The sequence below is a fragment of the Azospirillum sp. 11R-A genome, from assembly GCF_049472615.1.
Taxonomy (GTDB): Bacteria; Pseudomonadota; Alphaproteobacteria; order Azospirillales; family Azospirillaceae; genus Azospirillum; species Azospirillum palustre.
Genome location: NZ_JBCEBL010000037.1, coordinates 1 through 17326, shown reverse-complemented (window position 1 = coordinate 17326; position 17326 = coordinate 1). Strand labels below are relative to the sequence as shown.

Sequence of the window (17326 nt, the reverse complement as noted above, 5' to 3'; positions counted from 1 at the left end):
TTCGCGGGGCAAGCGGGAGGACGGGGGGAGCAGCCATCTACCCCGCCCGCGACAGGCGGTAGAGCACCAGCGCGTCGGGCTGGTTCGACGCTTCGCCGACCGGCGTCCAGCCGTTGCGTTCGTAGAAGGCGCGGGCGTCGGCGTTGCGGGCGGCGCAGGCCAGCTCGGCCGGCCGGGCGCCACCCTGCAACAGGTCCAGCGCCTCGCGCAGCAGGGCCGATCCGATGCCGCGCTTGCGCCAGCCGGGGTCGATGAACAGGTTGTGGATGATGCCGGCCTTGGGATCGAGCGAGACGAAGCCGACCACCGTCCCGCCCGTCTCGGCCACCAGCACCGAGTCCCCACGGACGCAGTCGTAGTAATCGTCCAGCCCGAACCGGTCGGCGGGCTGCCAGGAGAAGGCTTGGCGGCGGCCGTGCAGGAAGATTTCGGCACAGCGGGCGGCGTCGGCGTCGCGGGCGGAACGGATCGCGATGCGCACCCCTTCGCCGGCCGGCATGCCCGTCTCCTTCCGTCCGTTGCGCCCGATCGCGAGGATCGACCGGATGCCGCTCAGACTATTCCACCGGCGGGGCGTGCGGAAACGGTCCTTTCGTCCTGTCCGGCCAGCGGGCGATCAGCGCGGCGGCTTGTCCTCGGTGCTTTTCCCGGAGGTGTTCCTTTCGGCAGGTGGGGCGCCGTTCGCCGCCCCGTTCGCCGCTTTGTCCCCGGCAGTGGGGGGGATGTCGGTCGCATTGGATGGGGAACGGGCCGGTTCGTTGGCGGCGCTGCCGAGCAGGCCGGCCTCGCGGTAAAAGCGCTCCGCCCCCGGATGCAGGGGGACCGAGACATTGGCGACCGCGCGGGCGGGATCGAAGTTGCGGCCCTGCGGATGCCCGTCGGCCAGGACGCGGCGGGTGTTCTCGTGCCACAGCGCGCGGACGACGCCGTAGATCAGGTCGGGGTCGCGGTCGGCGCGGGTCAGCAGTTCCGCCCCCAGGCTCAGCGTCGGGGTGTTGGCGCTGCCGGGATAGGCGTTGGCCGGGATTTCTTGCTCGATGTAGAAGCGCTGGCTGCGCAGCAACCGGTCGGCCGGCTCGCCGTCCAGCGGCACCAGACGGATCGGCACCCGCGCCGCCACGTCGCTGACCGCCGCCACCGGGTAGCCGCCGACCATGAAGAAGCCGTCCAGCTCGCCCTTCGCCAGCCGGTCGGCCGCGGTGCCGGGCTTGAGGTAGAGCGGGGTGATCGTGCTTTCCGACAGGCCGTAGGCGTCCAGGATCAGCCGCGCCTCCACCAGCGTGCCGGAGCCTTCCTCGCCGAGCGAGATGCTGCGGCCCTTCAGGTCGGCCATGCGGTCGATGAAGCCGTCGGAGCGGACGACGATCTGGATCGCTTCCGCATAGAGCATGCCGAGCGAGCGCAGTTCGGTGAAGGGGCGCTTGCCGGTGAAGCTGCCGGTGCCGCTGTAGGCCCAATAGGCGACGTCGGCCTGGGCGAAGCCGGCCTCCACCGTGCCGGCGCGCAGCATCTCGACATTGTCGACCGAACCGTTGCTGGCCTGCGCCACCACGATCAGGCCGGGGATGCCGCAGCTTCCGCCCTTGTCGCAGGGGCGCGAGCCCGGCGGGTTGGAGATGGCGTTGGCGATCAGCCCGCCGATCGGGAAATAGGTGCCGGAGGTGGTGCCGGTGCCGATGCGGAAATAGCGGAGATCCTGCGCGGCAGCCGGACCGCCCAGCAATCCGCCGGCCAGCAATCCGCCGCCAAGCAGCGGGGCCAGGGCCACCCCTCCCATCAGCCCGCCCAGCAGATGGCGGCGGGTCAGAACGGGTTGAGTCAGGGGAGCCGCATCGGAATGCGGCCCAGCTCCCGGAGAGCGGAGCCCCGACGGGGGTGGGCAGGCTTTGGCGGCTGCGCGGGGCACCGGATCGTTCCGTTCGTCTGGCCCGTGCGTCCCGGGCGGGAGGGGCGGGGAGGGGAAGGTCGTGCCTTCAAAGATTTCCGCGCAACCCGGTCATTTCAAGGCGCATCCGGTCAAATCACGCCGACGAGGTCGAGAACGCCGGCGACTGCTACCGCACCGCCACACAAACGCACGGCACGGTCCGACTCGGCCTGCGTCACCGCAATCGACAGACCCAGCCCGCCGCAGGTCACCAGCATCAACCCTGACGCGAAACCGGCCCAATAGAGCGGCGGTCCCTGATGTGCATGGCCGTGGAACACCGCAGCAACCGCAGCAACCAGCACCGCCACCACCGCCGGGGCGCGCACCCCCAGCGCGACCAGCGACCCGACCACCACCAGCGAGGCCGCCAACCCCGGCCCGGCATAAGGCAGCCGTACGCCCATCTGGGCGGCGAAGCCCGCCGCCAGCGCGGCGGTTACGGCGGCGGCCGGCACCTGCCACACCGCGGTGCCGCCGGACTGTCCGGCCCACATGCCGATGCCGAGGATGCCCAGCAGATGCTGCAACACCCACACCGGCGTGGTCAGCCCGTTGCCGAAGGCCCCCGTCACTGTCGTCATGCGCCCGCATCCCCCGTCCGTTCAGCTCCAGCTGCCGGTATGGCGGCTGAGCGGGGGCGGGGTCAAGCTGCCAGGACCGGGGCTAACATCGGCGCCGATGGGGGAGGCGGGGTTGCCGCTACCGCGCCAGCGGGTCGCCGAATTGGCGCAGGTCGTTCTCGCGCCGCATCAGGTCGCGCTGGCCCAGCGGGTCGAGCCGGCCCATGGCGTCGTCGGTGCGCATGCGGTCCACCTCCGGCCGGATCAGGTCGCGCTTGAAGGCGTCGGTGGCGCTCTGGGACGAGGGCGGAGGCGGCACCGGGATCGGGCGCGGCGGCTGGGACAGGGCGGCCGGGTCGGGCGGCGGCGACGAACTGCCGCGGCGGCGTTTGGGCGGCGGCTGGTCGGTGCCGTCCGGGTCGCGGCGGATTTGTCGGTCGTCGCTCTGACTGTCGCTGGTTTGGCGGGGCCGGGCCGCGGTGGCGGGTTTCGAGTCGGTCCGCGACTGCTCCGCCTGAATCTGGCTCCAGGTTCGTCGCTCGCCCCCGCCGGGAACGACCGTCTGGTTGTAGACGGGCGGAAAAGCCTGGGCGCGGCCGGGCGTGTCGTCGCGCAGGTCCGACGGCGCGCAGGCGCCGGCCGCCAGCAGGAGAAGGAGCGGAGCCAGACGGCTGACGACCGGATGGCGGGCGAAGGACGGGGGATGTGGGGTCATGTACGGAATGTCGGCACTACCGAGCGTTTCGGCAAGATGACCCCAAAGGAGAGACTCCCCATGCGGCCAAGTCAGCGCTAGAATGTTCTTTGTTTGTTCTTAGCGATCGAGGGGAGAGGGATTGGTCCGCGGAGCAGAGAGAACCAAGCGCCGCATCCTCGCTCTGTGGCTGCCGCGTCTGCCGACCGACGCGCGGGAACGGCTCATGCCGCCGGAGGTGCGCGCACGCCCCCTCGTCCTGCTGCGGACGGAGCGCCAGCGGCGGGTAGTGGTCGCGGTCAACCGGGCGGCGGCAATGCTGGGCATCGCTCCCGGCCACACCCTCAGCGATGCCCGTGCACTGGAACCGACGCTGGAGGCGGCGGAGGCGACGCCGGAGGCCGATTCGGCCCTGCTCGGCCGCATTGCCGACTGGGCGCGGCGCTACAGCCCCTGGACCGCGGCGGACGAACCGGACGGGGTGGTGATCGACCTCACCGGCTGCGCCCATCTCTTTGGGGGCGAGCCGGCGCTGGCCGCCGACCTGACCGGCCGGCTGCGCGCCGCCGGCTTCGCCGCCCGCGCCGCCATCGCCGACACCCCGGCCGCCGCCTGGGGGCTGGTGCGGTTCGGCAGTCCGGAGCAGCGTCGTCGTGAGGCGTTGGACGGCCTGCCGCTCTCTGCCCTGCGGTTGCCGGCGGAGACGGTGGAGGGGCTGCATGCGCTGGGCCTGCGCCGGATCGGCGACCTGCATGCCATGCCGCGGGCGGGGCTGGCGGCGCGGTTCGGAGCCGGGTTGATGCAACGGTACGATCAGGCCTTCGGCCGGCTGGACGAGCCGATCTCCCCTCGCCGGCCGGTGCCGGACCATCGCGAGCGCCTGACCTTCGCCGAACCGATCGCCACGCCCGAATCGATTGCCGGGGCGCTGCGCCATCTGCTGGGGAGGCTGTGCAAGGGGCTGGAGGCGGCGGGGCAGGGGGCGCGCCGGCTGCGGCTGGATGCCCACCGCACCGACCAGCGGGTGGACGACGAACCGCAGAGCCTGACGCTCGGCACCAGCCGCCCGACCCGCGACCCGGTGGCTCTTGCCCGGCTGTTCGCCCCGCTGCTCGAGCGCATCGAGCCGGGGCCGGGGCTGGAAACCCTGGTGCTGTCGGCGACCGAGACGGGACCGCTGTCCGCCGTCCAGACTGCAATCGACGGAGGGGAGGCCGGCGATCAGGGGAATGACGACCAACTGGCCGAACTGGTCGACCGGCTGACGCTGCGGCTGGGGGAACGGGCGGTGCTGCGGCTGGTGCCGCGGGAAAGCTGGCTGCCGGAGCGCTGCGTGGCGCCGCATCCGCCGATGGAGCGCCTGCCGGCGCCGAAGCCCTGGCCCGCCGGGCAACCGCGCCCCCTGCGCCTGCTGACCCCGCCCGAGCCGGTTGAGGCCACCGCCCCGCTGCCCGACGACCCGCCGCTGCTGTTCGTCTGGCGCGGCGTGCCCCACCGTGTGCGCCGGGCCGAGGGGCCGGAGCGCATCGAATGCGAATGGTGGCGTGGGCAAGGGTCGCTGGGGCCGGCGGTGCGCGACTATTACCGTGTGGAGGATGACGGCGGCCGGCGGTTCTGGCTGTTCCGCGCCGGCCTGTACTGCCCTGACGAGACCCCGCGCTGGTTCCTGCACGGGTTTTTGGCGTGAGGTGTCGGGCCGCCGCCCGCTCACCCCGCCCGGTCGAGCTGCTTCAGGAAGGCGATGTAGCGGTTGATGTCCTCCATGCGGCGGGCATGATCGTTCATGTCGGACAGGCGGCCTTCGATGGCCTTCTGGGCGCCCTCCACCTCATCGATCACCCCATGGATGTCGGTCTGCAACTCCTGCGAGGCGGTGGCGGCCTCGTCCATGCGGGCGCTGGTGTCGTCGAGCTGGCCGCCGACGGAGCGGACGGAGGTCACCACCTGGTCGATGGCGCGGCGGGTGTCGGCCAGCGTCTGCTTGGTGTCGTTGGCCAGCTTGCGCACCTCCGCCGCCACCACGGCGAAGCCCTTTCCGGCCTCTCCCGCACGGGCGGCCTCGATGGTGGCGTTGAGCGCCAGCAGGTTGGTCTGGCTGGCGATGCCGTCGATCACCGCCAGCACCTTCTCGATGCTCTTCACCACCGTGGACAGCTGGTTGAATTCGCGGACCAGCGCCTCCTTGCGGTCGGCGTGGCCGTCGAACAGAGTGGCGTGGCGGTTCAGCGTCGCCTCGATCGCCGACATCGAGCCGCCGATGCGCGCGGCATAGCTGGCGGTCTCCTGCACGCCGCCGGTCAGCGTCACCAGCGCGTCGAGATAGCTGTGCATCCGCTCGATCACGCTGTTGCGGATGCGGCTCAGCAGCTCCAGCCGGTTGTAGCGGGTGGCGATGAAATAGCTCTGGAACCGGGCGTAATGCACCGGGAAACGGTCGACCATGTCGTCGGAGAAGGCGGCGCCGGGCGGCACCTCGAAGAACATCAGCGCCGACAGGGTCTGGTTGATGTTGATGCCCAGCAGCTCGCCGAAGGTGGAGAAGCCGGCGGCGGCCAGCCCGTCGAAGGCATGGACCCGCGACAGCTGGTCGGGGTTGTTCAGCCGGCGCAGGATGCAGTCGTTCAGGATGGCGCCGACCGGCCGCGGCTTGTTGCGCAGATAGGCCGAGAGGTCGTCCTCCGTCTGGCGGACGAAGTCGGTCGCCTCCACCAGGCACAGCGAGTCGCCGGGATTGACGTCGCAGTAGAAGGCGACCTCCCCCTTCTCGAAATCGAAGCCGGAGATGGAGCGGACGAACAGCTCTCCCTCCATCTCGATGGCGAAGGTGTTCTTCGCCAGCTTGCCCGGCAACTCCTGCGGCTTGCAGCGCAGGGATTTGGCGAGCGCGTCGATGAAGCCGACGACCTCGAAGCCGTCGCGGTCGATCACGCTGCGCACGATGCGGCGCATCGGGTCGGCGTCGACCACGGCGAAGCGGGTCTGGGTCGGCCGGAAATTCTGCGACTTGAAGATGCCGTAGCGGATGCCGGGCGCCATCTTCAGGAAGATCGTCACCGCCACGTTCTCCAGCACGCGCTGGCCGTCGAACAGATGGGTGTTGCGGAAGTCGAGCTTGCCGCCGGCCGAGCCGCCGATGAACAGGCAGGGGAAATGGCCGGAGCGGTAGACCGCCTCCATGAACCAGCTTTCGCTGGCCGACAGCCCGTCGATGAAGGTCAGCGCCACCGTGTCGTGGCTGTCGACGGGGAAGGGGACGCGGATGCGGTCGAGCTCGCCGCGGATCGCCTCAACCCGGGCCGGCACGTCGCGCGTCGGGCGGCCGCCGCGCAGGTCGTCGCAATGCAGCGGGACCGACTGGATGCTGACCCCGGCGAGCAGGCGCGGGCTGAAGGATTGCAGCACCACGCTGTCCCAGCGGTCACCGGCCTTGCGGTAGAGCGGCTGGCCCTCGGTCGCGCACAGTTCGCCCGCGGTGGAGACCAGCACCAGCTGGGTCGCCGCCGGCAGGGCGGAGCGGACCGCCCGCGCGGTGGCGGCAAAATCGACATGCGGCGACACGAAGCCGACGACCAGCGCCGGCGCCCCGGCGGCGAAACTCAGCCCGTCCAGCGCCGCGGCACCGATCTGCCCCGCCGGCAGGCACAGGCTGCGGATCGGCTGTTCCGCCGGTCCGGCGGCGTGCGCTGCCGGTTCGGACCTGCCGGCTGGGGTGCCGACCGGGGTGCCGGGGACGGGGGAGGTCGGGGAGTCCGAGCGGAAGAAAGACAGCATGCTGGCGAATCCTCGGTCGTCTTTGTTGTTCATCCCGCGCATTGGCGGCGCCCGTTTTCTGCTGTGAGTGCCCGGGTATGGCTCATTTTGCCGACAATTTAGCTGCCGATTGGTAGCGTTTCCTGTCGGGGGGACTCCGTATCCGGCTGCGGCCTGTCGCCGCATCCATCGTCTGGTTGGGCTGCAGGCAGATGCGGCGGGCCGGGCGACGGTCGATTCCGCTTGTGGGGCCAGCGGAACATTGGCATAAGGCAATCCATAGGCCTGGGGTGCCGTGCGGTGGTCGCGCGGCTGAGAACACACCCATCGAACCTGTCTGGGTAATTCCAGCGAAGGGAGCCGCCGCATGATCCATGCGCCAGAACCGCATCCATATTCCGTTTCCGCGCCGGGACTCCGTCCTTCCGTTGCTGTCATCGGCGCCGGTTGCATCGGCCTCGCCATCGCCTGGAGGCTGGCGTCGGCCGGCTGCCGCGTCGATGTCTTCGAGCGGGGGGAGGCCGGGCGCGGCGCCACCCATGCCGCCGGCGGCATGCTGGCCGCCTGTGTCGAAACCGAGCCGGGTGAGGAGGGGCTGCTGCCGCTGACCCGCGCGTCGCAGGCCCTGTGGCCGGACTTCGCCCGCGATCTCGAAGCGGCGAGCGGCATGGCCGTCGACCTGCGCAGCGAAGGCACGATGGTCATCGCGCTGACCGCCGACGATGCCGCGAAGGTCCGCTTCCTGCACGGGTTCCAGCGCGATCTGGGATTGCCGGTGGAGTGGCTCAACGGGGCCGAGGTGCGGCGGCGCGAACCCTTCCTGCAACCGGGTGTTGCCGGCGCCCTGTTCTGTGCCGGCGACCATCAGGTCGACAACCGCAAGGTCGCAGCCGCCTTGCGCCGCGCCGCCGAGGCTGCCGGCGCCCATCTGCATGAGCGGTGCGGCGAGGTGGCGCTGGCGGTGGAGGGCGGGCGCGCCGTCGGGGTGCGGTTGGCTGAGACGCTGCACCGGGCCGACCAGGTGGTGCTGGCCGCCGGGGCGTGGTCGGCCGGGGTGCCTGGGCTGCCGCCCGCCGCGAAGCCGCCGGTACGTCCGGTGAAGGGGCAGATGGTCTGCCTGCGCATGGACCCCCGTCAGCCGCTGCTGCGCCATGTGGTGTGGACGCCCGGCACCTACCTGATCCCGCGGCTGGACGGCCGGCTGCTGATCGGCGCCACGACGGAGGAGCGCGGCTTCGACGACCGCCTGACCGCCGGCGGCCAGTTCGCCCTGCTGGAAGGAGCGTGGCGGGCGCTGCCGGGCATCGCCGAGCTGCCCATCGAGGAAGCGTGGGCGGGTTTCCGTCCCGGCAGCCGTGACGATGCGCCGATCCTGGGCGAGAGCGGCATTCCCGGCCTGATCCACGCCACTGGCCACCACCGCAACGGCATCCTGCTGACCCCGGTGACCGCCGACGGCATCGCCCGTCTGGTGCTGACCGGCGAGACCGACCCGCTGCTGCGCCCCTTCGCCGCCGACCGCTTCGTCGCCGCGGGAGCCGCCGCATGACCGCCGTTTCACGTGAAGCCATCCGCGTCAACGGCCGCGAAGAGCCGCTGTCCGCCGCCTCCGTCGCCGAGTTCCTGGCCGGGCGCGGCATCGCCGCCGGAACACTCGGCGTCGCGGTCGCTCTGAACGGCGCCGTGGTCCCCCGCCGCCGCTGGCCGGAGACTCCGCTTCAGCCCGGCGACAGCCTGGAAATCGTCCGCCCCATCCAGGGCGGCTGACCCTGAATTTCCCTCTCCCGTGACCAGCCCGGGAAGGATCCCCTCTCCCCCCCCCCCCGGGGGAGAGGGGGAATTCCCCAGGCCAGTCAGAGGAGAGGGCTTTTGCAAAAGGCTCTCCCCATGCCCACCGACACCCTCACCATCGCCGGGCGCAGCCTCGGCTCGCGGCTGTTCCTCGGCACTGCCGGCTATCCGAACCAGCAGGTGATGCTCGACGCGCTGGCGGCCAGCGGCAGCGAACTGGTCACGCTGGCGATCCGCCGCATCAGCCTGGACGGCTATTCGGAAAGCCTCGTCGACGTGCTGGCCCGCGCCACCGCCCGGCGCCCGAACGGGCCGGTCGGGCTGCTGCCCAACACCGCCGGCTGCATGACCGCAAAGGAGGCCGTGCTGACCGCCCAGCTGTCGCGCGAGGCGCTGGACACGTCCTGGATCAAGCTGGAGGTCATCGGCGACCGCGAACTGCTTTATCCCGACGTGGAGGAGTTGCTGCGCGCCACCGAGGAGCTGGTGAATGACGGCTTCGTCGTGCTGCCCTATTGCAACGACGATCCGGTGACCTGCCGCAAGCTGGCCGACCTGGGGGCGGCGGCGGTGATGCCGCTGGGGGCCTTCATCGGCTCCGGCATGGGCATCCGCAACCCGCACGCCATCGAGACGATCTGCGCCCGCAGCCCGGTGCCGGTGGTGCTGGATGCCGGCATCGGCACCGCGTCCGACGCGGCGCTGGCGATGGAGCTTGGCTGCGCCGCCGTTCTGCTGAACACCGCGGTGTCGAAGGCGCGCGACCCGGTGCGGATGGCGGCGGCGATGCGCGACGCGGTCAATGCCGGCCGCGCCGCCCATCTGGCCGGCCGCATGCCGATGCGCGCCCATGCCGAACCGTCCAGCCCGCAGATGGGCCTGATCGGCGGCTGATACCGGCCAATTGCGGAGCAACCGGAGGGCGGCCGAGGTGGGCAAGGTGACGCGCACTCCGTTCGGCCGCTTGATCCGGCGGGGCGGCTGACGCAGGCTGTGGCGCACCGCCTCCCTTGGCGCCCCTCCCCCTTGGCACCCCTCTGCCGGAGACCCTTCCCTTGCCCGCCATTTTCGAACCCCGCACTCCCGACTGGAAGGCGCGCTGCTTCGCGTCCTTCGAACAGCAGCCGATCTGCAAGACGCTCGGCATCGAACTGGCGGCGATGGAGCCGGGCTTCTGCGAGATGCGCTTGCCCTTCCGTGCCGACCTGACGCAGCAGCACGGCTTCTTCCATGCCGGCATGGTCAGCACGCTGGCCGACAATGCCGGCGGCTATGCGGCGCTGAGCCTGATGCCGGCCGGGGCGGAAGTGCTGGCGGTGGAGTTCAAGATCAACCTGATGTCGCCGGCCAAGGGCGACGTCATGATCGCCCGCGCCCGCGTGGTGAAGCCGGGCCGCACCCTGGTCATCACCCAGGTCGAGGTGTCGATGCTGGACGGCGGCGTCGAGAAGGACTGCGCCCTGATGCAGCAGACCACCTTCTGCGTGATGCCGAAATGACGTTTCAACCGGTTCGAAAGGGCTTTTCCATGCTGTCTGCCCGTCTGTTGTCCGTGCCTGCCGCCCTGCTGCTGGCCGGCGGCATCGCCGTTCTGGCCGCCGCCCCGGCCGAGGCCAAGGACCCGCCCTCCTGCGCCGCCATCTCCTTCCGCTCGCTGCCCAGCGGCGCGCCGGACGGCGAACAGGATGCCGGCCTCTACAAGTCGCGCTTCGGCAAGATCGAGGTGAAGGCCGACGTCAAGGGCGGGCAGGCGACCACTTACTACATGGTGCTGAACGGCAAGAAGGTGGACGGCCCGGCCAACCCGCCGAAGATGTCGGAAGCCTGCCTGAAGTCCAAGCACGTCAAGGTCCCCGTCGCCAAGCAGACCCAGGGCACCTGCACCGGCAGCCGCTTCCGCGTCGTCGTCGACCGGTCCAGCGGCAAGCCGGTCGCCGCCTTCTTCGGCCTGCAGGGCGAGGACTGGGCCTATTGCAGCGCGACGACGCTGTAAGAACGTAAGCCTGAAAGGGGGGCGGAGGAACCCGCCCCCCTCATCTCTTCAGATCGCCAAAGCCTTCACCCGCTCCCGCAAGGTCTGCCGCGCCGCTTCCGCCTCGGTGCGGGCGGTGGTCAGGTCGCGGGCCAGGCCGTCCAGCCGGTTTTCCGCCTCCGCCATCTTCGCCAGCGTGCGCTTGTGCAGGTCGCTGCCGGCCGGCAGGGCCTTCAGGTTCTCGCGCAGCCGGTCCTGGTCGGCGATGCGCTCGGTCCGCTCGCGCTCCAGTTCGGCGATGCGGCGCTCCTTCTCGGCGACGGCGGACCGCAGGCCGGCCAGCGTGGTCAGCGCCTGACGCACCTCCGGCGGCAGTTCGGGGGCGGAGGCGCGGGCGGCGATCTGGTCGGCGCTCAGATCGGTCAGCACGATCCGTTCCTGCCGCGGCCGTTCCAGCGTCGCGGTCAGCGTCACCGTCTTGCCGGCCGGCACCGCCAGCGGCAGGCGGTAGGCGCCGGCCGTCGCCTCCGGCTTGCCGTCCGCCGGCTCGGCGAGGTCCCAGCCGGGACGGCGCGGATGCTCGATCACCACGCTGCGGTCGGCGTCCGGGGCGCCCGCCACCGTGTAGGTGGTGCTCTGCCGGTCGGTGACCGACAGGGTCAGCACGCCGTCCGCAAGGGCGGCGCGGGACAGCCGGCGGCTCGGCTTCTCCTCGCGGTCGATGGTCACCGCCTGATCGACGGCGAAGGAGAGCAGGCGGCTGTCGCCCGCCGGCAGGGTCGCCATGCGCGCGTCGCCGACATAGGCGCTGGTCTCCGCCCCGGCACCGCCAGTGCGGTCGTAGAAGGTCAGCAGCCCCGGCGGCAGGGCGGTGTCGCCGTCGTTGCGCAGCCGCAGCGATGCCAGCGGGTGGCGGGCATCGGTGCCCGGCTGGTAGAGCGCCACCCGCTCGACCGGCAGGCTGCGGACGGCGATCGGCATCATCAGCGTCCCGCCGTTCGGCACGCTGACCGGTTGCGGGTAATGGAACAGCACCTGGGCGCCTTCCGAAGCACCGGCATCGGCACCGCGCACCGCGGCCATCGCCGGAGTCCCGGCGGCGCTGCCGTAGGGCGCGACCTTCGCCAGCGGCTCGCCCATCGGCGCCGGTGCCATGGCCGGTGCGGGGGGCGGAGGAGCGGCCATCGCCCCGGCGGGCGGCGCCGCGGCGCGCGAGGCTTCCGACTGCGCCCGCATCGCCGGATGGGCATCGTTCAGCGTCACCGTGCCCTCGTCCGCCGTCGGCAGCACCCGGCCCAGCACCTCCACCGGCACCTCGGGCCGTTCGACGAAGTAGGGGGTGTAGAGCGCCTGGCGCAGGGTGACCGGGTTGCCGGACACCACCGTCAGATCGACGCCCTTCCAATCCTCGCCGCTGAGATTCTCCAGCACCGCCCAGCCCTGCAGGGCGCCGCTGCCCTCCTTCGCCGCTCCGGTTTGCGGCTGCCCGCCCTGTGTCATGCTGAGCCGGTAGGTCGCCTTCCACAGCGGCATCTCCGCGACATAGCCGACCCGGACCCGCCGCTCGCCGGCGGTTTGGCCGTCCTGCGGCGCCCCTTGCGGCGCCCGGCTGTGCACGGTCAGCTGCCGCCGCTCGCGCCGGGCATTGTCCGCCACTGCCGACAGCGCCCGGTCGATCTGGGCCTGCACCGCCGGATCGGTGAAGCGCAGGGCATCGGCCTCCTCCAGCACCAGCTGGCGCAGGCCGTCGGCGGTCATCAGCGTCACCCGGTGGCGCGTGGCGGTGGCGCCGTCGCCGCCCGGCAGCCGCACCGTCTCCTCCGTCACCGACATCAGCCGGCCGGTCAGCTGGCGGGAGCCGCCGGACGTCACCTCCGCCCCGCGCATCGCGTTCAGCAGAGCGGCGGGCGAAGTGAGGTCACCCGCCGAGAAGGGCAGTTCGCGGAAGGCGGTGTCCAGCGGTTCGGCGCCGGGCAGCCCGATGGTGCCGACGCCGCCCTTGTCGTCATAGACGACGATGCTTTTCAGCACGTCGTCGACTTGATCGCGCCGGACCTCCAGCGACAGGTCTGCATCGCCGCTGACCGTCGCCTCATATTCGAAATAGCCGACGCCGCCGGTGGACAGCAGAACCCGCGTCAGCGCCAGTTGCCCGCCGGTTGGTCCGTCCGCCGCGGCCCAGGCGGCCGGGGCCGCCATCAGCAGGGCGGTGGAGGCGAGAAGGATGGCACGGGTCATGATTGTCTCTCAGGTTCTGTTGCTCCCGACCGTCGGCATAAGCGCGAATTCGGGCGGGATTAGGGAGAGCGTTACCGGAGGGGTCGGATAAGGCCGGCAGGGTGGGGCCCGTGCGTCAGGGCGCCGCCGTCAGCCAGCGTTCCATCATCGTGCGCCACAGCGGCGCGCTGTTATGGGCCGTGACCTGTGCCACGTTCGGCGCGCAACCCGGATTGCAGCCCTGATGGTGGCTGCAACGTTCCGCCACCGGACGGCGGTTGCCGTCGGCGGGCAGGCGCCTTGCGGTCCTGATGTGGGCCGGGGAGTGGGCCGGGGCGTGCGATGCGCCGCGCTGTTGCGGCATCGGCAGTGCCGGGACGGTGCAGCCGGACATGATCGTTGTCTTGTCCCAGTCTTTTTGGGGGCCTGTCGTTCGACCCGGCCGTTAGCCCGGCCGCCCGACCGAGCGCGCCGAATCGAGATGGCGCCTCGCCTCGCCCAGCAGCAGCCGGTGCTGCGCCAGCGTTTCGCGGATCGGGCCATGCTGCCCATAGACCCGCACCTCGTTCAGCAGACGGTCGGCGCGGTCGAGCAGGGCCAGACGCTCCAGGCAATGATCGATGTTCGACATGGCGGCGCATTCCCCATCACGGCATTGGTCCGGCGCTCCGTGGCGGGCAACCGTCCCCTGTTCGATGGTCTGGATTTAAACCGCAACGTGTTTCTGGTTAATGTCTGCGCAAGGGTATTTTTATGTCGCTGGAGCGGCAGGGGGTTTCAACCAACTCATGCGGTGGGCGAAAGAGCCGCGGCTGTTACGGGGTTGTAACGCATTGCGTGGCGCTCGCGCGTGAGATAAGAAGGTTTGGGGAGGTAACAGGCATGCATATTCTCGCGGTCGACGACGACGAGCCGATTCGGGAGCTTTTGGCCTCATATCTGGCAGGAGAGGGGTACCGGGTCACGACGGCGCAGGATACCGCATCGGCCCGGCAGGCCCTGGATGGCGAGCCTGTCGATCTCGTGGTCTGCGACCTGCGTCTGCCCGACGGCGACGGTCTGGGGCTTGTCCGCCAGATCCGCACCGAATCGCAGATCCCCGTCATCATCCTGTCCTCCAAGGACCAGGATGTCGACCGCATCGTCGGGCTGGAGCTGGGCGCCGACGATTACCTGACCAAGCCCTTCAACCCGCGCGAACTGCTGGCCCGCATCAAGGCGGTGCTGCGCCGCGTCTCCAACGACGCCCGCCCGGCCCGCAGCCCGGAAGAGCTGCGCGCCGTCGTGCAGTTCGCCAACTGGGAACTCGACCTCACAGCCCAGCGTCTGCGCGGGCAGGAGGGGCGCGAGGTGGAGCTGACCAAGGCGGAGTTCGGCCTGCTGGCGGCCTTCGTCAAGCGGCCGCAGCGGGTGCTGACCCGTGACCAGCTGCTCGACCTCACGCGGGTCGACGGGGCGGAGGTGTTCGACCGCTCCATCGACGTGCTGATCCTGCGCCTGCGCCGCAAGATCGAGGCGAATCCGAAGGAACCCCGCATCATCAAGACCGAGCGTGGTGCCGGCTACGTCTTCGACGCCAAGGTCCGCACCGTCTGACGGGTCCACGGTGCCCGTCCGGCCTTCCTCCCCCAGCTGCCCCGGACGCCCCCTGGACGCCTTCCCACACCCGCGTTAGCCTTTCCTGAAAACCTGCCGGAGAGGAAACGCGCGTGTCTGATCCCATCGATTTCTATTTCGACTTCGGCTCGCCCTACGGTTACTTCGCCAGCCTGCGCATCGACGAGCTGGCGGCGAAGCATGGCCGCACCGTCATCTGGCACCCGGTCCTGCTCGGCGCCATCTTCAAGGTGACGGGCATGAAGCCGAACCTGGAGCAGCCCCTGCGCGGCGAGTATCTGACCCAGGATGTCGGACGCATCGCCCGCCTGACCGGCGCGCCCTTCACCTTCCCCGATTCGGCCCCGGCCAATGGCGTCGCCGCCTCGCGCGCCTTCTACTGGCTGGCCGACGAGCATCCTGAACAGGCCAAGCTGCTGGCCCGCGCGATCTATCACGCCCATTTCGGCGAGGGGCAGGACATCGGCTCCGCCGACACGGTGGCGGAGATCGCGGCGAAGACGCTGGGCAGTCTCGGCATCGACCGCACCGCGGTGACCGCTGCCATCCAGGATCCGGCGGTCAAGGACCGGCTGCGCAGCGAGGTCGACGATGCGGTGGAGCGCGGCGTCTTCGGCTCGCCCTTCTTCATCGTCGATGGCGAGCCCTTCTGGGGCTGGGACCGGCTCGACATGGTCGACCGCTGGCTCGCCACCGGCGGCTGGTAAGGGCGTCCGGTAAAGCCGGGCCTCCGGATCGTCATCCGGGGGCGGAAAGTGCTGACGGTCGGGGCCGGCAAGCCGCTATAACCATGAGCTATAGCTCCGTGCGTTTACTATGAAACGCCCGGAGCTATAGCTTTATGTTTGACGATCAGATTCACGCTTCAAATCGATTCCGATTTTACGCGATCCGATCTAAGACTTTCGGTTGGGCGCCGGCCGCGGTGCCTGCTCTCGTTTCGGTTTACCGCCCCATGGATCAGATCGTTCCCGACCGCCGTCCCCGGACCTCCAGCCCGCCCCCGGCAGTCCCGCCCGGCGGTTCGCACGGGAATCACGGGGGTGGGCACGCGGGCCGGGGGGCGTCGAAGTCCTGGCTGGGCGGGGCGTTGCTGACGGCTCTGCTGCTCGGCCTGATCGCCCTGTCGATCCGGTCGGTGTCGGGCGACCTGACCTTCGTCCTGCTGGGGTCGGTCGGGCTGGTGGTCGGCGCCTTCCACTATCTGTTTCCAGGCAGCCAGTTCTTCACCCTGGCTTTGACCAACTTCATCGGCGTCTATGCCTGCATCTTCGTCTTTTTCGCCGAAAGCAATTTCCACAACATCAGCCCGCTGATCCAGGCGATTGCCTTCGTCCTGCCGCTGGTCGCCTTCCTCGGCGGCGCATGGTGGCGGGCGGAGGACATCCGTCGGATCGTGATGTCCAGGCGGTTGCGGGAAGGCGGCCATTTCGACCGCGTCTTCCTGTGGATGGCACCGGTCTGGGGCATCGGCGCCCTGACCTTCCTGGTGCCCGAACAGGACATGGACACCCAGGCCATCGGCGCGATCTTCCTGCTGGCCATGTCGGCCATCGCCGCCATCGTCGTCCTGGTGTCGCGCGACATCGCCATCTTCCTGCTCGACGCCGGCCTGCTGTTCGAAGGCTTTTTCCAGCAATCGGCCCGTCTGGTCCTGCCGGCCTTCGCCTTCCTGACCTTCTATTCGCTCTGCATCATCCTGTTCGGCGCCATCTACACCATCATGGACCGCTTCATGGCGGAACCGAACTTCGTGATCGAGGGTGTCAGGCGCGACATCACCTTCGCCGAGGGCATCTATTTCTCCATCGTGACCTTCGCCACCGTCGGCTATGGCGACATCCACCCGGTGTCCGGAGTGGTCCGCCTGGTCTGCGGCATCGAGATCGTCATGGGCGTGCTGCTTCTGCTGTTCGGCTTCAGCGCCATCATCGGCCATGCCCGCCCGACCGGCCGGTCGGACCGCAACGATCCGCTCTGAACACAGATCCGTTCCGCGCTCCGGGCTGCGGGACAATCCGGCATAACGCACTATGTCAGGAGGCGCGCTATGCTGGGCGCGGTTCCGTCCCTCCTGTCAGAGACCTTGCAGCCTCCATGCCTCTCCATCTGATCAAGCTCGCCGTCGGCGTCCGTGACCTCGACCATCTGGCGGAGCTTCAGGACCGCCGCGCCGTAACCGCCGGTGGCCAGACCCGCATCCCCGTCTACACCCGCCGCCTGCCCAAGCGCGGCGACGAGCTGTTGGCCGGCGGATCGATCTATTGGGTGATCAAGGGCAGCGTCCTGGTGCGCCAGCCCATCCTCGCCATCGACACCGATACCGACGAGGAGGGGGAGAGCTATTGCACCCTGCACCTCGCCTCCGACCGGGTACAGACGGTGCCGACCGCGCATCGACCCTTCCAGGGCTGGCGCTATCTGACCGCCGAAGCCGCCCCCCAGGATCTCTCCGCCGTCGGCGGGGTAGGGGACGAAATGCCGGCCGACATGGCGGCGGAACTGCGTGAACTCGGCCTGCTCTGAGGAAAACATCCGTCGGGTCAGCGAACATAAAAAGCAGAAGGCGATGAAAAAAGCGCTTGCGCGGTTTGGGGGAGGGCGCCTATAAACCGCTCCACCGACGGCGGGGCGCTGATTGAGGCGCGGCGCTGGCGGCAGAAACGGAAGAGAAAACAGCAACTTAGCGGTTTCGATCTTCCGGCTTCGACCGAAATTCTCCGGTCACTCCGATCCGATCCTCTCCGAAAAGGGGATGCGGAAGAGCGACCGGTGCGACGCGTCTCGGCGTTGCG

Annotated in this window: 18 protein-coding genes and 1 riboswitch; of the genes, 10 read left to right on the top strand and 8 right to left on the bottom strand. The window is 70.0% G+C overall.

The features are described from left to right. Window positions 1–37 precede the first annotated feature (37 nt). The 4 genes from VH569_RS31480 to VH569_RS31465 form a co-directional block, all read right to left on the bottom strand. Window positions 38–499 (bottom strand): GNAT family N-acetyltransferase, encoded by a 462-nt coding sequence (locus tag VH569_RS31480; RefSeq protein ID WP_423320782.1) that lies wholly within the window; start codon window positions 497–499, stop codon window positions 38–40. Between the two features lie 117 nt (window positions 500–616). Beyond that, window positions 617–1777 carry a TAXI family TRAP transporter solute-binding subunit gene (locus VH569_RS31475; protein WP_423320780.1) on the bottom strand — a complete coding sequence of 387 codons (1161 nt, stop codon included), beginning with the start codon at window positions 1775–1777 and terminating at the stop codon, window positions 617–619. A 239-nt stretch (window positions 1778–2016) separates the two neighbouring features. Further along, on the bottom strand, window positions 2017–2511 hold the full coding sequence (locus VH569_RS31470) for a HupE/UreJ family protein (RefSeq protein ID WP_423320778.1): 495 nt from the start codon (window positions 2509–2511) through the stop codon (window positions 2017–2019). 118 nt (window positions 2512–2629) lie between these two features. Continuing rightward, window positions 2630–3205, bottom strand: coding sequence for a hypothetical protein (locus VH569_RS31465; RefSeq protein WP_423320777.1), 576 nt, complete (start codon window positions 3203–3205; stop codon window positions 2630–2632). Window positions 3206–3326: 121 nt separating this feature from the next. On the opposite strand from VH569_RS31465, the gene VH569_RS31460 reads away from it, so the two are divergent. After that, window positions 3327–4871 (top strand): DNA polymerase Y family protein, encoded by a 1545-nt coding sequence (locus VH569_RS31460; protein WP_423320775.1) that lies wholly within the window; start codon window positions 3327–3329, stop codon window positions 4869–4871. A 20-nt stretch (window positions 4872–4891) separates the two neighbouring features. Here the strand turns inward: VH569_RS31460 and VH569_RS31455 are convergent, their stop codons facing one another. Further along, complete coding sequence (locus tag VH569_RS31455; protein WP_423320774.1) at window positions 4892–6955, bottom strand: methyl-accepting chemotaxis protein; 2064 nt, start codon at window positions 6953–6955, stop codon at window positions 4892–4894. A gap of 255 nt (window positions 6956–7210) precedes the next feature. Continuing rightward, window positions 7211–7310, top strand: a riboswitch (TPP riboswitch). Between VH569_RS31455 and thiO the strand changes: the two genes are divergently transcribed. The 5 genes from thiO to VH569_RS31430 all read left to right on the top strand — a co-directional run bounded on the left by thiO (window position 7302) and on the right by VH569_RS31430 (window position 10718). Beyond that, the gene (gene thiO, locus VH569_RS31450) at window positions 7302–8483 is read left to right on the top strand and encodes a glycine oxidase ThiO (RefSeq protein ID WP_423320772.1); all 1182 of its coding nucleotides are present in this window, start codon (window positions 7302–7304) and stop codon (window positions 8481–8483) included. Its footprint overlaps the riboswitch before it by 9 nt. Next, complete coding sequence (thiS, locus tag VH569_RS31445) at window positions 8480–8701, top strand: sulfur carrier protein ThiS (protein ID WP_423320771.1); 222 nt, start codon at window positions 8480–8482, stop codon at window positions 8699–8701. The genes thiO and thiS overlap by 4 nt, the downstream gene beginning before the upstream one ends. 120 nt (window positions 8702–8821) lie before the next feature. Then, entirely contained in the window at window positions 8822–9619 is a 798-nt protein-coding gene (locus tag VH569_RS31440; protein ID WP_423320770.1) for a thiazole synthase, read from the top strand. A gap of 161 nt (window positions 9620–9780) precedes the next feature. Then, complete coding sequence (locus VH569_RS31435) at window positions 9781–10224, top strand: PaaI family thioesterase (protein WP_376958265.1); 444 nt, start codon at window positions 9781–9783, stop codon at window positions 10222–10224. A 29-nt stretch (window positions 10225–10253) separates the two neighbouring features. Then, window positions 10254–10718 carry a hypothetical protein gene (locus tag VH569_RS31430; RefSeq protein ID WP_423320768.1) on the top strand — a complete coding sequence of 155 codons (465 nt, stop codon included), beginning with the start codon at window positions 10254–10256 and terminating at the stop codon, window positions 10716–10718. Between the two features lie 48 nt (window positions 10719–10766). On the opposite strand, the gene VH569_RS31425 is transcribed toward VH569_RS31430, so the two are convergent. From VH569_RS31425 to VH569_RS31415, 3 genes are all read right to left on the bottom strand, one after another. After that, window positions 10767–12935: a hypothetical protein gene (locus VH569_RS31425; RefSeq protein ID WP_423320766.1), complete on the bottom strand. Its 2169-nt coding sequence runs from the start codon at window positions 12933–12935 to the stop codon at window positions 10767–10769. A gap of 115 nt (window positions 12936–13050) precedes the next feature. Beyond that, the gene (locus VH569_RS31420; RefSeq protein WP_423320765.1) at window positions 13051–13308 is read right to left on the bottom strand and encodes a hypothetical protein; all 258 of its coding nucleotides are present in this window, start codon (window positions 13306–13308) and stop codon (window positions 13051–13053) included. Window positions 13309–13359: 51 nt separating this feature from the next. Next, window positions 13360–13545: a hypothetical protein gene (locus VH569_RS31415; protein ID WP_109052013.1), complete on the bottom strand. Its 186-nt coding sequence runs from the start codon at window positions 13543–13545 to the stop codon at window positions 13360–13362. A gap of 251 nt (window positions 13546–13796) precedes the next feature. Here VH569_RS31415 and VH569_RS31410 point away from each other — a divergent pair, with 251 nt between their 5' ends. The 4 genes from VH569_RS31410 to VH569_RS31395 all read left to right on the top strand — a co-directional run bounded on the left by VH569_RS31410 (window position 13797) and on the right by VH569_RS31395 (window position 17057). Continuing rightward, a complete protein-coding gene (locus VH569_RS31410; RefSeq protein WP_042696260.1) occupies window positions 13797–14510 on the top strand; it encodes a response regulator in 714 nt (237 codons plus the stop codon). 113 nt (window positions 14511–14623) lie between these two features. Then, entirely contained in the window at window positions 14624–15238 is a 615-nt protein-coding gene (locus VH569_RS31405) for a 2-hydroxychromene-2-carboxylate isomerase (protein WP_423320763.1), read from the top strand. A gap of 383 nt (window positions 15239–15621) precedes the next feature. After that, complete coding sequence (locus VH569_RS31400; protein WP_423320762.1) at window positions 15622–16512, top strand: ion channel; 891 nt, start codon at window positions 15622–15624, stop codon at window positions 16510–16512. A gap of 116 nt (window positions 16513–16628) precedes the next feature. Further along, entirely contained in the window at window positions 16629–17057 is a 429-nt protein-coding gene (locus VH569_RS31395) for a DUF1489 family protein (RefSeq protein WP_423320761.1), read from the top strand. Window positions 17058–17326 lie beyond the last annotated feature (269 nt).